This window comes from Xylanibacter ruminicola (assembly GCF_900107775.1).
In the GTDB taxonomy this organism is placed as follows: Bacteria; Bacteroidota; Bacteroidia; order Bacteroidales; family Bacteroidaceae; genus Prevotella; species Prevotella ruminicola_C.
Genome location: NZ_FNRF01000003.1, coordinates 685,448 through 699,258, shown reverse-complemented (window position 1 = coordinate 699,258; position 13,811 = coordinate 685,448). Strand labels below are relative to the sequence as shown.

Below are 13,811 nucleotides of genomic sequence, written 5' to 3'. Positions count from 1 at the left end.
GAGAGCTGACTTCACTGTATCGCCACCTTCATTCTTATAAGTATAGCAGGAATACGTCATGCCGTCCTTTGAAAGGTCATCAACATAGTCACCACCTATTATATTAGTGAACTTCTTATTCCAGTCAGAACCATAATTAGCCTTTGAGGCGTAAGGAACAAACAGGGTGCAGATATTTGAGGTATTATCGCCACTCACTGAGAAGACATCCGCACTGATTACTGAAGATGGAGAGGCTATACTGCTGCTTACATGAGTCAATGCATTACAACCGGCAAAGGCATTCTCACCTACCGATGTCAACTTCGAGGGAAGCCATACCTTCTTCAGACTGCTTATGTTCTGGAAAGCACCGGTACCGATCGACTCAACACTGTCAAGGCGCAACTCTGTAATCTTTGTGCCGCTAAAGGCGGACGAACCAATACTCTTCAAACTTGAGGGAAGTTTGATTGTAGCCAGTTTTGTACAATTCTGGAAAGCATTAGCTCCAATTGCTGTAACAGCAGCCTTAATATCCAAGACTTCAATCTTCCCCTTATCAGAATTATTCTGGGATACAGATTCTCCAATTTCAGTTACAGTAAAAGTATCAGTTTTTCCACCATGCAATACAGTAACAGTAGGAAGTATTTCGAGCGTATTATTCTCTAATATTCCCGTATCATTAATTTTAATCAAAGTCGCAGTATGATCACCTGTTCGACAATTGTATATCATCATCAGTTTATCAACATCCTGCGCATCAAATATTTCCCCTTCAAGATACTTTCCTTGGAATCTTGCCCATCCAGACACACCAATATAGGTATTAGAAGTACTATTTGGAATGTATACATCTGGCGTAATCAATTCCAAGAATACATTCGTATTTATTACAGGCGGTGTAGCCATTCTACTGGTAATAGTTCCTAAGTTACATCCATTAAAAGCATTTTCTCCAATTTCGTTCAGTGTTGATGGTAAATCCACAGTTTTTAACTTCAGATTATTGAGGAAAGCATTTTCACCTATCTTTGTAACCCCTTCTGGTATAACCAGATTCGTAAACGATTTTCCACTAAATGCATTTTCTCCAATAGCAACCAAAGAATATCTCACTTCACTATTATCAGATTGAGTACGAGTAACTTGTTTTGGTAAATTTAAAGTTGAACTACCATTGGGATTTGCACCAATTATCAATTTGGTTTCTCCCATTTCTGCCGAATTCTTCTTCCAGCCCAAATAAGTCATACCACCTTCTGGGAACTGAAACTCTTCAACATCATCACACCTTTTAATACTAAGATTCCAACCTAGAGCACTATAATCACCATTCCCAGTAGGAACGTATAGCGAACCATATTTCCTAGTATTAGCGTGGAAAATAGTCTCGCCTTTAGTAATCTCAGAACTTGGAGTACCTCTAAATTCAATATCAACTAGTTTTTCACAAGAACTAAAAGCATTCTTACTAATTTTTTTGAGCCGTTTGGGTAATCTTAACAGCCTAAGCTTTGTACACCCACTTAAAGCAGATTCACCAATAGACAAATTACATAAACCATTGTTATTATCCTCGAAAGATAAATGAATAAGACTACTCTTTATATCAACAAAAGCATTCTTTCTAATTACAGATACTACATACTCTTTACCTTCATAACTTATAAAATATGGAATTGTAACTTTATCTTGAATTTTATCCCCATTATTAACTTTAATCAAGGTAGCTTCAAGAGAAGTTGAAGAAAGGTTAAAATTCATATTACCAAATGGTACATTCTCTTTTACAGAACCTTCCATAACATAGGCAAATTTATCCCATCCTCCACCTACATAAGAACTTTTATCTGGAACATAGAGTGTTTTCTCACTACTATTAGAGATATTGAACAGATCTTTATCTATGATAGGCGGATTGTTAGAACCGAACTCAACTGTGACCAACTTTGTGCATCCACTAAAGGCACTTTTACCAATCCTTTCAAGATTTGAAGGAAACTTTATTGTTTCCAAAGCATCACAATTATTAAACGCAGATGGACCAATAACTAAAACATTATCAGGTATTGGCAAGTTTGTTATCTTTTTGCATTCATCAAAAGCCAGATAATCTATTCCCGTAAGTTTTTTCCCATTAGTAGAATAAACAGGATCAGATACATCCTTATCAGTAACGCTAAATAATGTCACTTCATCAGAATTTGTTGAACCAATATAAGTAATACCATTGACGTTATCAGGAATCTCTATCATTTCACCCTTATAGATCCTGGAATTAAAACGATTACTCCATATTTTTACGCCCTCAACCTGGTAACTTTTATAACTTGCATCATCTGATACATATAGTGCCATCATAGGATTATTTGGAAATCTTTCTACAGAACCTGCGAGTGTTGCTGGATCAGCCACTTTACACCCAATATGAGAAACGCCGGTACACCCTTTAAATGCATCTGTTCCTATAGAGTCCAGAGTGGATGGAAGTGTTACTCGTCGTAAGGCAGAACAGCCTTCAAAAGCTGAATTATATATAGCCTCCACACCATCATTAATAACAAGAGTCTTAAGTTTTGAAGGTGTCTTAATAGAATAACTACCAATGCCTTTAACACTATATGTTACCCCATTATTGCTAAAGCTTGCAGGAATTGTTACCTTAGCATCATTATCATACTCAAATAAAGTGGCAACACCGCCTGTCTCTGTTGTTTTCGCACATATATAGGTCTGTGATTGAGCCGGAGAAATCTTCTCCATTTCCCCATCATTATCGTAAATTTCATAAATACGATTACCAAACCTAGCAGTCCATTTCTCGTCAAAATTGCTTCCAGAGGCTTTGGGGATATACAGCGACAGGAAACTACCTGGGAAAGAATTTGCATCAAGAGTAACAGGATTACCATTTTTTAGCCATATATGTCCTAAACGAGCACAATTCTTAAAAGCATTACTCCCTATGGACTTTAGAGTACTTGGAAGCTGTATCAATCTTAGTTTAGATTTTGCGGCATTACTGTGTTGAAAAGCCCCTTTTTCAATCGTTACGACATTCTCAGGAATTATAACATATTCAATATGCTCATTATCTTCAAATGCGTTTGCACAGATGGTTGTTACATCATACGTTGAATTATTAACTTCTATATAGGGAGGAATTTTTAACGTAAGGAGAGTAATATCTGCTCCGTCTTTAATTTTTGCCTCATTTGTAATGTCACCATTATCATGCGTAACTTTACCATACACATATTCTATACCATCAATCGTGGTAGAACCTTCCTGATCAAAAGAATCAGCAAACACCACCATCGAGGTTAGTAAACTAAGCAATAAAATAATAGTTTTTTTCATACCTTTTCAAATTTAGACATTTGGGGGCAAATTTAAGAAAAAAAAACAATACAGCCAAATGTTTCGCAAAAATAATACCTTTTGTCGAGACATTTGGCTGATTTTTTATTAGTAAAACTAATAATTTTGGGAAAAGCTACTCTCTTCGTTTAGCCCAATAAACGGTTCCTGTCATTTTATGTTGACGCTTAAAACGGTATTCGGGACGATTCAGGAAGGCACCAATTTTACGGAAGGTGTTACTCTCTTCCTTATAGCCTTTGAACGATTGCTTCAAGAGAGCAGAGATATCCTTAAGCGACATCCACTCGGCATTGGGATCGTCGTCAGTCGGGCGCTGCAATACAGTCATCAGCATCTCACCCAATCCGCTAAGTTGCTGGTAACCAAGGTTGCGCTGTATCAGTTGCTGTTCCTGTTCGCGAGTGGGCCAATAGCGTTCGCCGTTATGGATCTCGTGCAGCAATTGAGCGTAGAGTTGAGAGTAATCCACGGGAGTTCTAAAATCCACATCGCCCTCAACCATCACGCAGATAAAACGACGGGCGCCACTGGGGTCGGTCAGCGGCATCATCTCGTTGGTAGTACCAATAAACGATGCAAAACGTCGATGTTCCGAATAGGCTTTTCCGTACGGCGGACGGTATTTCAAATCAGCAGTAGACACTAAATATTTTAATACAATCTGCTGGCGCTGGGTAATCTTATCAAACTCGTCAAGATTAATCAAGCCAAACGACGTCAGACCTAAGTTCAAGTCGGTCTCGTTCTTAAAGTTGATACGATCATTATAGTAATCGCGCAACTGCTGAGGCATCAGGATTCTGCAGAACGACGACTTACCACATCCCTGGCGACCAATCAGCAGTGGCACTAACGAGTTACCCGTCAGTTGGCCCTTGCCCATCCACATGGCTACCATCGATCGCATCCAAAGATGGAACAGCTCTGGCCACTCCTCGTAACTGGTGGGGATACGACGAGCCAAGGCCTCTACCCTATCCTTGCCATCCCATTTGGGCAGGCCATCCAGATACTCGTTCATGGGATCGTAAAGCTCGATATCGTCAGAGTTCACATAACGGCGAATATCTTTATCCCAACATTTAATGCCTTGGCGTAACGCTCTCATCGTAATAGAGTTACGAGCCTCTTCTGTCAAATCCCGGAATGAGAATCCAATGCCAGTACGCTCTCTGAACTCAGCCACTCCACGCATCACATTCTTACGAATCTCATAGTTCTCGTTCAAGAACAAATCTATCTTCATCGTCAACAGAGTTTCCTGAGGTATATTCTTCTCAGGCTTATAGCCATTTCGCTCTTGATAACGTTTCACCACCTGAGGACGATATACATTATCGAACACCTTATTTATTAACAGGTCATCGTCGCCGATAGCATAAGCACGATAACGAGCCATCCGCTTAGCGATAGCCATCGGAATACCTGTTTCCAAACAGTGGACAGCCAGTCTCGTTAGCAGTTCGTGTTCCAAATCCTCGCCTTCCAGTCCTTCGCATTCATCGTAGGCCTTACTCAGATTAAACTCAAAGATATGATGCATAGTATAGTAACGACTCTGTCCCGATAGCTCATCATCTTTTTCGAGTGTAGATGTACGCACCAACGACAGCGTCTGGCTAGGCTTTTCGGCGCGGGCATAAAAAGGGATTGCCATCGGGTTGAAAACGGCATCGGCATCAGTACTTATATAACAAGATCGATCCAAACGTGGCTCCAACTTCTCAATGGTTACACCCAACTGGGCATTATAAGCCAAACGGGCTCGCTCATACAGATTCTCATGAAAGTCAGCAATCTCATTGGGATCGCTTGGCAGAGGCAAGTTGTTTTCCTTGTCACGATCGCTGGGGAACAATTCGCCTCTACAGATAATTTTTACACTTCGACCTGAGGCCCCAACAAATGCCATCAGGGTTTGGGGCACTTCACCAGCACCATTTCGGATGGCATCAGCCTCATCATAGCCAGTAAGGTTATTGACTTCCAACAGAACCATGCCAGTATAACCCAAGGTTACACGCTGATGATTACGATTCTCCATTTCTGTAGCAAAACAGATACGTGGCAGTTTAGCTATGGTCATATCAGCGCCGCTCACCGAGCCATCAGGCTGTCTGGTCAGGTCGAACACAGGATAGAGACGGCGGAGTTCATCTACCGTATGGCGATACTCATTGCCAACAATCATTTCTACAATATCCGTCAGTTCAAGCACACGCAGTGTCTCTGCCTGGCGGTAGGTTTTAATAAGGGTTATTTTTGTCATAATGTTATTGATGATTAATTCTGGATGCAAAGATAATAAAAAATAATGAGATTTACAAGAGGAAAAATTAAAAAGTTAATGTCATAACGTCATAATCATTATATTTTACTGATTTACAACCAATTAATCCATGACATCATGATGTCATAAATAGAAGCATCATGTCATACTCTAACCACAAAGATAAGTGTTTCATTATGTTTCTTCGTTAGAAACAATGTGTTTCTAATTGAGAAACACTGTGTTTCTCCTGATGAAACATAGTGTTCTAATGATTACAACAACAGAAAATCAACAAAATATGACATTAAGAAAATTAAAATCATACAATGTCATCATCTATAAATAACTAAATATCAGATATTTATTATAAATATGACATTATGAAATTAAAATTTGGATAATTCACAGAAAAGTTGTATCTTTGCACCAACATAACAACCATACAATTATGAATAAAGAAGAAAGTCTTCGTGCGCAAGCCGCACACAACCTACCGTGTTTTATCCACGAGTGTCCACTACACGAAACCTGTCTGCACTGGATGACAGGACAATACTATGGTAGCGACGTACATGTAGTAACCAGCGTTAATCCTTTCTATCCCCATGTCGGCTCACTGCAATGCACCTTGTACCAAAAGGACGAGGTTGTGACATATGCCGTCGGCATCAAGCACATCTTTGATGCCATCCCCTATCCCATTGCACGGGTTGTAAAGAAGCGCCTCATTGCCCTATTTTCCCGTAAACGTTTCTACGAGTACCGCAACGGCACGCGTCCCATCCCCCCACAAGAGCAACAACAAATTGCCCGCGTCTTCCACGAAGAAGGTTGGGATGGCGAAATACGTTACGACGATTGGAAAGAAGACTATCAGTGGTAAGATAAAAAAACAGCTAATTATTTGGATTTTTGCTCACATAATCGTACCTTTGCAGCAATGATACATTATATTAGACTGATACGCCCATTGCAGTGGCTCAAAAACGTGTTTGTATTTGCGCCCATTTTCTTCAGTACCAACCTGCTGAAGCCGGAATTCTTCTGGCCTACGTTGGTGGTGTTTGCATCGTTCTGTTTGATATCAAGCTCTATCTACTGCTTTAACGATCTGAAGGATGTAGAGGCGGATCGACAGCATCCCAAGAAATGCCATCGTCCTATTGCCTCAGGCAAAGTGTCGGTGATAGGAGGTTATGTGATGATGATACTGTGCACCATTGGGGCATTGGCCATTCTTCCATTGGCACAGAGTGCAAATACACCTTACCTCTATGCTATCATCATAGGCTACTGGCTGATGAATATCGGTTACTGTGTAAAGTTGAAGCAGTTTGCCATCCTCGACGTTTCAATCATTTCTATCGGTTTTGTAATGCGTGTATTAGTTGGAGGTATCGCAACGGATATCTACATTTCGCATTGGCTGGTAATGATGACGTTCCTGGTAACACTGTTCCTAGCTTTTACCAAACGTAATGACGACTACCGCATTTATGAGCAGACTGGTACCAAGCCTCGTGTATCGATAACAGGCTACAACAAGACCTTTATCAACGAGGCAACAGCCATCATTGCATCTGTTACTCTGGTATGTTACATCATGTACACCATGTCGCCAGAGGTTATTCATCGCTTAGGCACCCGTTATGTTTACCTCACATCGGGCTGGGTATTGGCAGGTTTACTACGCTATCTGCAGAATATGATTGTGTTCGGACTGAGTGGAAGTCCTACAAAATCGTTAGTAAAAGACCATTTCGTGCAGTTCTGTATTCTGGGTTGGATAGCCTCGTTCTTTGTAATTATCTATCTGTAAGATGAAGAAGAAAGAAAGATACGACCTGATTCTGGGGCATTTCCGTGAAAGAATGCCACTGGTAACTACCGAGTTGGACTTTGGTAGTACCTTCCAACTGTTAGTAGCAGTAGTATTGAGTGCGCAGTGTACAGACAAGCGCATCAATCAGGTAACACCCGATTTGTTTGCCCACTACCCTGACGCTCAGTCGATGGCAAAGGCCGAAGAAGAGGATATCTTTGAATGGATCAGAAGCGTATCATATCCCAATGCCAAGGCTAAACACTTGGTAGAAATGGCCAGGGTGCTGATGGAGAAGTTTAATGGTGAGGTGCCAAGTACACTCGACGAGCTCCTAACATTGCCAGGCGTCGGCCGTAAAACAGCGAATGTGATTCAGAGTGTAGCTTTTGGCAAAGCCACCTTAGCCGTTGACACACATGTATTCCGTGTGGCACATCGACTTGGTTTGGTAAGCAAGAGCGATAATACACCTTATAAAGTAGAAATGGCGCTCACGAAGTATATCCCTGAAGAGGATATTCCAAACGCGCACCATTGGCTACTGCTGCATGGACGTTATGTTTGCACAGCGAGAAAGCCTCACTGTGAGAAATGCGAAATTAGTAAGTATTGCGCTAAGATTATTTCTTAGTTTCACGATTACGTTGCTGACCGAACTTACGAAAAGCACGACGATGGAACTTATCTTCGGCAACAATCGTTCCGATAACCTTTGAAGCTGGGATTACACGCAGAAACTTATTATGATAGGTCTGTGCAATCTGCTTCAATTCAATCTCCAATTGGTCGCGACGCTGAATAGCACGTTTGCACGAAGCTTCATCATGGGGCAACTTAAAGAGTTCGTGTATCTTATTATATACCACACGCTGTTTCTGCTGCATCTCACGATACAACGGAAAGAACTTTGCGGCCTCTTCGTTTGTAAGACCAGCTTCGGTAGTGATATACTGCTCTAAGTCAGCCTGGAACTTCTCAGGAGAGAACTTCTGCTGTTCCTCGGCTGAAGCACCAAGCACAACCATTATCATTATAACAGTAGAAAATAGTAGTTTTCTCATCTTTCAAATACTTTTAATTTTCAGCTAAGTAAGCGTAGATTTCGTGATTATCAAGCATCATGTAGTCAACAGCCTCATCCATATATTCGCTGCTGGCATCCTGTTGCTGAGGCTGAACTGCGGTCTGAGCCTGTATGCTATCAGACGAAACGGCATCATTCGCCTGCCACATCCAGACAGCACCTGCTACCAATAAAGCACACACGCTGGCTGCCGCATAGAATATGGGACGCATAAATACAGACTTGGCACGACGCTTTGGCTGCTCTGGCAGATTCTGCATCACCTGGGCAGTCAGATTATCAAAATAACCTTCTGGAACACGGAATGGATTCCGCTTTCCAACCTTTTCCTGTATGTACATTTCTTCGTTCATCGTATATATGACGTATTGATATTCAAATAGTTTAATCGCGCGACTTAAAAAATTCTGTAATCTTTTTCACCGCAATATGATAGGACGCTTTCAATGCTCCCTCCGACGTATCGAGCAGCTGACTGATGTCGCTGTATTTCATCTCCTCAAAGTATCGCAACTGGAATACCGTACGCTGCACATCGGGCAACTGCGATACGGCTTGCTGCAACATCGCCTCGGTCTCATTACCATCAAAATACTCATCGGCCAACAGCGAGTTGGCTACCGACAAATCATCAGAGGTTGCTGAACCCTGATGCTTATTGCGACGCAGAAAGTCGAGACTCTCGTTGATAGCGATTCGCGACAACCAGGTTGAAACCTTCGACTCGCCATGAAAATTATCAAAACCATTCCATGCCTTCAGAAAAGTATTCTGAAGCACATCGTTGGCATCGTCGTGGGAAAGCACGATGCGACGTATCTGCCAGTATAGCTGCTCGCTATATTCGCGCACTATCGACTCGAACTCCCTTCGCTTATCCATTTTAATTCTTTACTGATAACCTTATCAAATCCATACAAGTCGGGCCAGTAATCGATGGCACCAGTCTTAGGATTCGGGAAGGTGGTATAATATAATATGTATAACGGCACATGAGGTTTTACGGCATGATAGGATATCAGGCGATACGGATGCGGAGCATCGGCATGCTTGCGCAACCACTCACGACCACGATCGCTTACCGGTGGGATATCCATCGAGATGCGAAGACTCTCGAGTGTCCATTCATCGACATCCGAAAGCAGGAAACTGGCCAGTTCAAACGGTTTCTGCACACGAACACAACCATGCGACAGGGTGCGACGATCGCGCTGGAAAGCGCTGCGGTTATTGGTATCGTGAAGATAAATCGAGAAATCATTCGGGAAACGGAATACGATACGCCCCAAAGAGTTGCCAACGCCACCCTTTTGGCTGACGCGTAGTTTACCAGAAAGCAACGCGTTAGCACCAACACTGGAAACATTCAATGTATCACCCGATTCCTTATCGATAATAGAATAACGGTTACGTGCAAAATAAGCCGAATCGCCTGCATGATGCACCACTTCGGTCTTCACGATATTCTGAGGAATCACCCACTCCGGGTTTACCTGCATATAGCTGATAGCACTATGCAATAACGGCGTCTTGGTAGGCACAGCGCCACAACAGATACGCATATCGAGCACACTGTCGGTACCTATGGCCCAAAGCTGCTGAGCAGGAATATTTACCAATATCTGACGTTTCACGTCCTTAGGATGCTCAATCTGCCAGCGGCAACGCTCCATATTCACTGCTAACTGATGACGCTTATCTGCATCGGTAGTCTTATCCATTTCACGCTGCAAAGCCTTATAGATATAAGTATCAGGCGCTGAAGACACGAGATAAGCCAAACGATCGCTTTCCGTCATTTTTTTTGCCGCAACTGTTGTATCCGGTAAAGCGGGTTCATAATCAAACACACGTGCGAAAATGCCAGGATTACCCACCTTGGGATCCATGCGATTAAACACGCGAGGTTTCATAAAACCATAACGCTGACCAGTTGTATAGCGGATGTATGCCTTGGACAGATGAGCATCCAGACGAGGAAGAACCTCGTTGATACTTACACCTACCGAATCAAACAATAGCTGATGAACAATCTCTAAATCCTTGGCAATCTCGGGTACAAAAAAAGCTGCTGTATCCAAGCCATTACGTGGCACCTCACGACGCAGATAGGTGAGAACGGAATCAGCATCTGCCGACACCCCCATTCTATCAAACCAAGCACCAGTAATCGTACTGTCTAACTGATTTACATATTCACCAAAAGCAGAACGTTCAGCCTCAGAAAGTTCTTGGCTTCCATGACCGAAGCAGGAAACCAGCACCAAACAGATACTCAACAAACCGAAACTTATCGGATGGATACCTTGCGAACTACTTTTCCTACCTTTAATATGTAACACCCTTTAGAAAGATTTAGTTCCAAACGCTGAACGGGGGCATCAATCTCATATTCTGCCACCAACCGACCTGTGAGCGACACCACCTGAAGCGTTTTGCCCTGAGCACCACTTACAGTAACAGTATGCCCTTCGACCGCTATCGATGGTTCATCGAATTGCGCCGAAGAAGCCGGATCCATCAGCATTCCAGTAGCCAAAACCGGGGCTGCCAGAAGGAACAATATGGTTGATATGAGTAGAATTCTCCGCATAAGCAATCTATCTATATTCGGGGCAAAGATAGGCAAATCTTCCGAAATGAACAAATTTTCGGCTAAAAAAGTAGCTTTTCAAGGCGTTTACACATCGAAAACAGCCATTTCGTTCGTCAAAAAACTATTCTCAAATACCTCTTTGGCCTGATTCAGCAATACTGTTTCATCCTCATATCGTGAGCTATAATGCCCCAACAACAACTTGCCTGCACCAGCATCGCGAGCCACCATGGCTGCCTGACGGGCTGTGGAGTGGCAGTACTTCTCGGCCTGTGGCAAATGATCGTCACCATAGGTACTCTCATGATAAAGGGTGCTTACCCCTTTCACCTGTTGCCAGAGATCGGGAATATAACGGGTATCCGACAGATAGGCATAGCTGCGAACAGGATCGGCAGGTGTAACCAGTCGTTCGTTGGGAATCACATCGCCATCGGGAGTGGTCCAATCAGCCCCGCACTTGATATTGTTAACCTGTGAATTAGGTATCTGATAGGCATCCATCATGTCGCGACGGATATGAGGTTGCGATGGTTTCTCGCTAATCAGATAACCACAACAAGGCATACGATGAATCAACGGGATACTCTCAACCGTAATGCTACGATCTTCGTAAACTACCTGGCGCTGTGTGGTATCAACAGGATAGAATACCACCTCGTAACCCAAGTCGTGGGTATAGAACTTGAGCTGTCGGTCTAATTCCTCTCCCAGCTCCTTGGGAGCATGAACATGCAACTTAGCTGTACGTCCTAACAAACCGAACGTAGATATCATGCCAATAAGGCCGAAACAGTGATCGCCATGCAGATGGGTAATAAACACATGACTGAGTTTATTAAAACGCACCCTGCACTTTCGCAACTGCATCTGGGTGCCTTCGGCACAATCAAGCATCAATACCTTCTCTCGTACCTCGACCACCTGTGACGAAGCATTATGGCGGAGTGTGGGCAACGCACTGCCACATCCTAATATATGAACTTTAAAAGGTTCCAAATCGTTATAATTATATTTACAATTTCATATACTCATCCTGATGTTCCTCCAGCTTCAAGCCATGAAGATCAGGCTGTTCTTTCTCACGCCAACGACTATATTCATAAGTATCCACCTCATCCTGAGGTTTACCAATAGTTCTATAAACGAGGGAATCACCTGAAAGTTTCAGAATGTCATAACTAGTTGTTTCCTCTGACTCGCCACCATCTTCACGGATAGAGACAATCTCCAATTTACCATTAAAGATGCGCCAAGTACGATAGGTAATGTTGGTCATCTCGATTGACTCAGCCACACCACCCTCTTTGATACGGATACCAATCTCGTCACTGCCATCCAATGGATCTGGCATCACCCAGTCACCTAACAGCAGGTTGATATTAATCACTTCTGTAGCCATAGTCTGATTCTTGTTAGTCATCACCGCCAAGCGATCACCCACTCTTACAGAGCCTAACATCTTACGGTTTTCAAGAGCGGGCGTGATATCAAGTGTCAACGTGTCGCCGACATCTGTTATCACCTTCAATTGAGATGTAGAAGGAATCGCGCCACAGAGGCCATAGAGGGTGTGATCGCGAATCTGATCCATCACATCTACCGTATCCTCCTCACGCTCAGCTTGATGACTGTTACCACCACAACTTAACATCATCATAGCGGCCATCGCCACACTCAGAAAAACTAACTTTTTCATATCGTTTCAATTCTTCAATTTTCAATCTTTCAATGTTTTCTTCGCTTCATTCCAGAGGGCATCCATCTCGCCTAAAGTCATATCCTTAAGCGGTTTACCAATCTTGATGCTATGCGCCTCGATATAGTTAAACCGATTGATGAACTTGCGGTTCGTCTTTTCAAGGGCATTATCAGGATTCAGTTTATACAGTCGGGCTGCATTAATCACACTGAACAAGAAATCGCCCAACTCCTCGGTTGATTTTTCTTTATCTTCTTTATTCAGCTCTACCTCCAATTCTGCCAGTTCCTCATGCACTTTTTTCCATACATCCTGGCGGTCCTCCCAATCAAAGCCTACATTGCGAGCCTTGTCCTGGATGCGATAAGCCTTGATGAGTGATGGCAAGGCATCGGGCACACCAGAGAGAACAGATTCGTTACCATCCTTCTCCTTCAGCTTAATCTGCTCCCAGTTTTCAAGCACCTGACCTACCGAATTCACCTTCGTAACCTCTACATCAGTACCATTCTCGGGTACGTATGGCAGTGGTTTGGGATTCTCGGCCTCAATCTGCGAAGGATGATAAACATGCGGATGGCGGGTTATCATCTTACGAGTAAGGGCGTTACATACATCAGCCATATCAAACTGCTCTTTCTCCTCAGCTATCTTGGCATAGAAACAGATGTGCAGCAACACATCGCCTAATTCTTTACAAATGTCAGGGATATCATTCTTAATGAGAGCATCGCAGAGCTCGTAAGTCTCCTCGATGGTATTGGGGCGAAGACTTTCGTTTGTTTGTTTTTTGTCCCATGGACAATTTGTTCTCAACGCGTCTAAAACGTCAAGAAAACGACCGAAAGCCTGCATTTTTTCTTCTTTTGTATGCATAAAACTATCTTTTTCCGTGCAAAAGTACTAATATTAATTGGAAATTTAGTAATTTTGCAGCGATTTTTGCAAAATATTAAAATATTA

Annotated in this window: 13 protein-coding genes; 3 read left to right on the top strand and 10 right to left on the bottom strand. The window is 42.7% G+C overall.

Going from position 1 to position 13,811, the window contains the following annotated elements; all coding sequences use genetic code 11:
- Together BLU97_RS10260 and BLU97_RS10255 are read right to left on the bottom strand one after the other, a co-directional pair.
- Positions 1 to 3,345, bottom strand: a 3,345-nt coding sequence (locus tag BLU97_RS10260; protein WP_074761461.1) for a leucine-rich repeat domain-containing protein, incomplete at its 3' end; no start/stop codon positions are given.
- Between the two features lie 136 nt (positions 3,346 to 3,481).
- Positions 3,482 to 5,638 (bottom strand): BT4734/BF3469 family protein, encoded by a 2,157-nt coding sequence (locus tag BLU97_RS10255; RefSeq protein ID WP_074761460.1) that lies wholly within the window; start codon positions 5,636 to 5,638, stop codon positions 3,482 to 3,484.
- 451 nt (positions 5,639 to 6,089) lie between these two features.
- On the opposite strand from BLU97_RS10255, the gene BLU97_RS10250 reads away from it, so the two are divergent.
- From BLU97_RS10250 to nth, 3 genes are read left to right on the top strand one after another with little or no spacing between them, the layout of a single operon-like run.
- Positions 6,090 to 6,524 carry a DUF6078 family protein gene (locus tag BLU97_RS10250; protein WP_262503164.1) on the top strand — a complete coding sequence of 145 codons (435 nt, stop codon included), beginning with the start codon at positions 6,090 to 6,092 and terminating at the stop codon, positions 6,522 to 6,524.
- Positions 6,525 to 6,581: 57 nt separating this feature from the next.
- Positions 6,582 to 7,460 (top strand): UbiA prenyltransferase family protein, encoded by an 879-nt coding sequence (locus BLU97_RS10245; RefSeq protein WP_074761458.1) that lies wholly within the window; start codon positions 6,582 to 6,584, stop codon positions 7,458 to 7,460.
- Between the two features lies 1 nt (position 7,461).
- Complete coding sequence (nth, locus tag BLU97_RS10240; RefSeq protein ID WP_074761457.1) at positions 7,462 to 8,097, top strand: endonuclease III; 636 nt, start codon at positions 7,462 to 7,464, stop codon at positions 8,095 to 8,097.
- Here nth and BLU97_RS10235 read toward each other — a convergent pair.
- From BLU97_RS10235 to mazG, 8 genes are all read right to left on the bottom strand, one after another.
- Positions 8,087 to 8,527, bottom strand: coding sequence for a hypothetical protein (locus BLU97_RS10235; RefSeq protein ID WP_074761456.1), 441 nt, complete (start codon positions 8,525 to 8,527; stop codon positions 8,087 to 8,089). The two genes, nth and BLU97_RS10235, sit on opposite strands and share 11 nt — an antisense overlap.
- 13 nt (positions 8,528 to 8,540) lie before the next feature.
- Complete coding sequence (locus BLU97_RS10230; RefSeq protein WP_033149944.1) at positions 8,541 to 8,903, bottom strand: hypothetical protein; 363 nt, start codon at positions 8,901 to 8,903, stop codon at positions 8,541 to 8,543.
- Between the two features lie 31 nt (positions 8,904 to 8,934).
- A complete protein-coding gene (locus BLU97_RS10225; RefSeq protein ID WP_074761455.1) occupies positions 8,935 to 9,432 on the bottom strand; it encodes an RNA polymerase sigma factor in 498 nt (165 codons plus the stop codon).
- Positions 9,402 to 10,829, bottom strand: coding sequence for a L,D-transpeptidase family protein (locus BLU97_RS10220; RefSeq protein WP_139208989.1), 1,428 nt, complete (start codon positions 10,827 to 10,829; stop codon positions 9,402 to 9,404). The genes BLU97_RS10225 and BLU97_RS10220 overlap by 31 nt, the downstream gene beginning before the upstream one ends.
- Before the next feature lie 11 nt (positions 10,830 to 10,840).
- Positions 10,841 to 11,143 carry a T9SS type A sorting domain-containing protein gene (locus tag BLU97_RS10215; RefSeq protein ID WP_074761454.1) on the bottom strand — a complete coding sequence of 101 codons (303 nt, stop codon included), beginning with the start codon at positions 11,141 to 11,143 and terminating at the stop codon, positions 10,841 to 10,843.
- 87 nt (positions 11,144 to 11,230) lie between these two features.
- Positions 11,231 to 12,145 carry a ribonuclease Z gene (locus BLU97_RS10210; protein WP_074761453.1) on the bottom strand — a complete coding sequence of 305 codons (915 nt, stop codon included), beginning with the start codon at positions 12,143 to 12,145 and terminating at the stop codon, positions 11,231 to 11,233.
- A 16-nt stretch (positions 12,146 to 12,161) separates the two neighbouring features.
- Complete coding sequence (locus tag BLU97_RS10205) at positions 12,162 to 12,845, bottom strand: lipocalin family protein (protein ID WP_074761452.1); 684 nt, start codon at positions 12,843 to 12,845, stop codon at positions 12,162 to 12,164.
- Positions 12,846 to 12,866: 21 nt separating this feature from the next.
- Positions 12,867 to 13,724 carry a nucleoside triphosphate pyrophosphohydrolase gene (gene mazG / locus BLU97_RS10200; protein ID WP_074761451.1) on the bottom strand — a complete coding sequence of 286 codons (858 nt, stop codon included), beginning with the start codon at positions 13,722 to 13,724 and terminating at the stop codon, positions 12,867 to 12,869.
- Positions 13,725 to 13,811: the final 87 nt, after the last annotated feature.

Bases quoted from the DNA above. Each gene is read 5' to 3' on its own strand.
- BLU97_RS10255 (WP_074761460.1), bottom strand. From the start codon at position 5,638: ATGACAAAAATAACCCTTATTAAAACCTACCGCCAGGCAGAGACACTG.
- BLU97_RS10225 (WP_074761455.1), bottom strand. From the start codon at position 9,432: ATGGATAAGCGAAGGGAGTTCGAGTCGATAGTGCGCGAATATAGCGAG.
- BLU97_RS10235 (WP_074761456.1), bottom strand. From the start codon at position 8,527: ATGAGAAAACTACTATTTTCTACTGTTATAATGATAATGGTTGTGCTT.
- BLU97_RS10230 (WP_033149944.1), bottom strand. From the start codon at position 8,903: ATGAACGAAGAAATGTACATACAGGAAAAGGTTGGAAAGCGGAATCCA.
- BLU97_RS10245 (WP_074761458.1), top strand. From the start codon at position 6,582: ATGATACATTATATTAGACTGATACGCCCATTGCAGTGGCTCAAAAAC.
- BLU97_RS10205 (WP_074761452.1), bottom strand. From the start codon at position 12,845: ATGAAAAAGTTAGTTTTTCTGAGTGTGGCGATGGCCGCTATGATGATG.
- BLU97_RS10250 (WP_262503164.1), top strand. From the start codon at position 6,090: ATGAATAAAGAAGAAAGTCTTCGTGCGCAAGCCGCACACAACCTACCG.
- mazG (WP_074761451.1), bottom strand. From the start codon at position 13,724: ATGCATACAAAAGAAGAAAAAATGCAGGCTTTCGGTCGTTTTCTTGAC.
- BLU97_RS10215 (WP_074761454.1), bottom strand. From the start codon at position 11,143: ATGCGGAGAATTCTACTCATATCAACCATATTGTTCCTTCTGGCAGCC.
- nth (WP_074761457.1), top strand. From the start codon at position 7,462: ATGAAGAAGAAAGAAAGATACGACCTGATTCTGGGGCATTTCCGTGAA.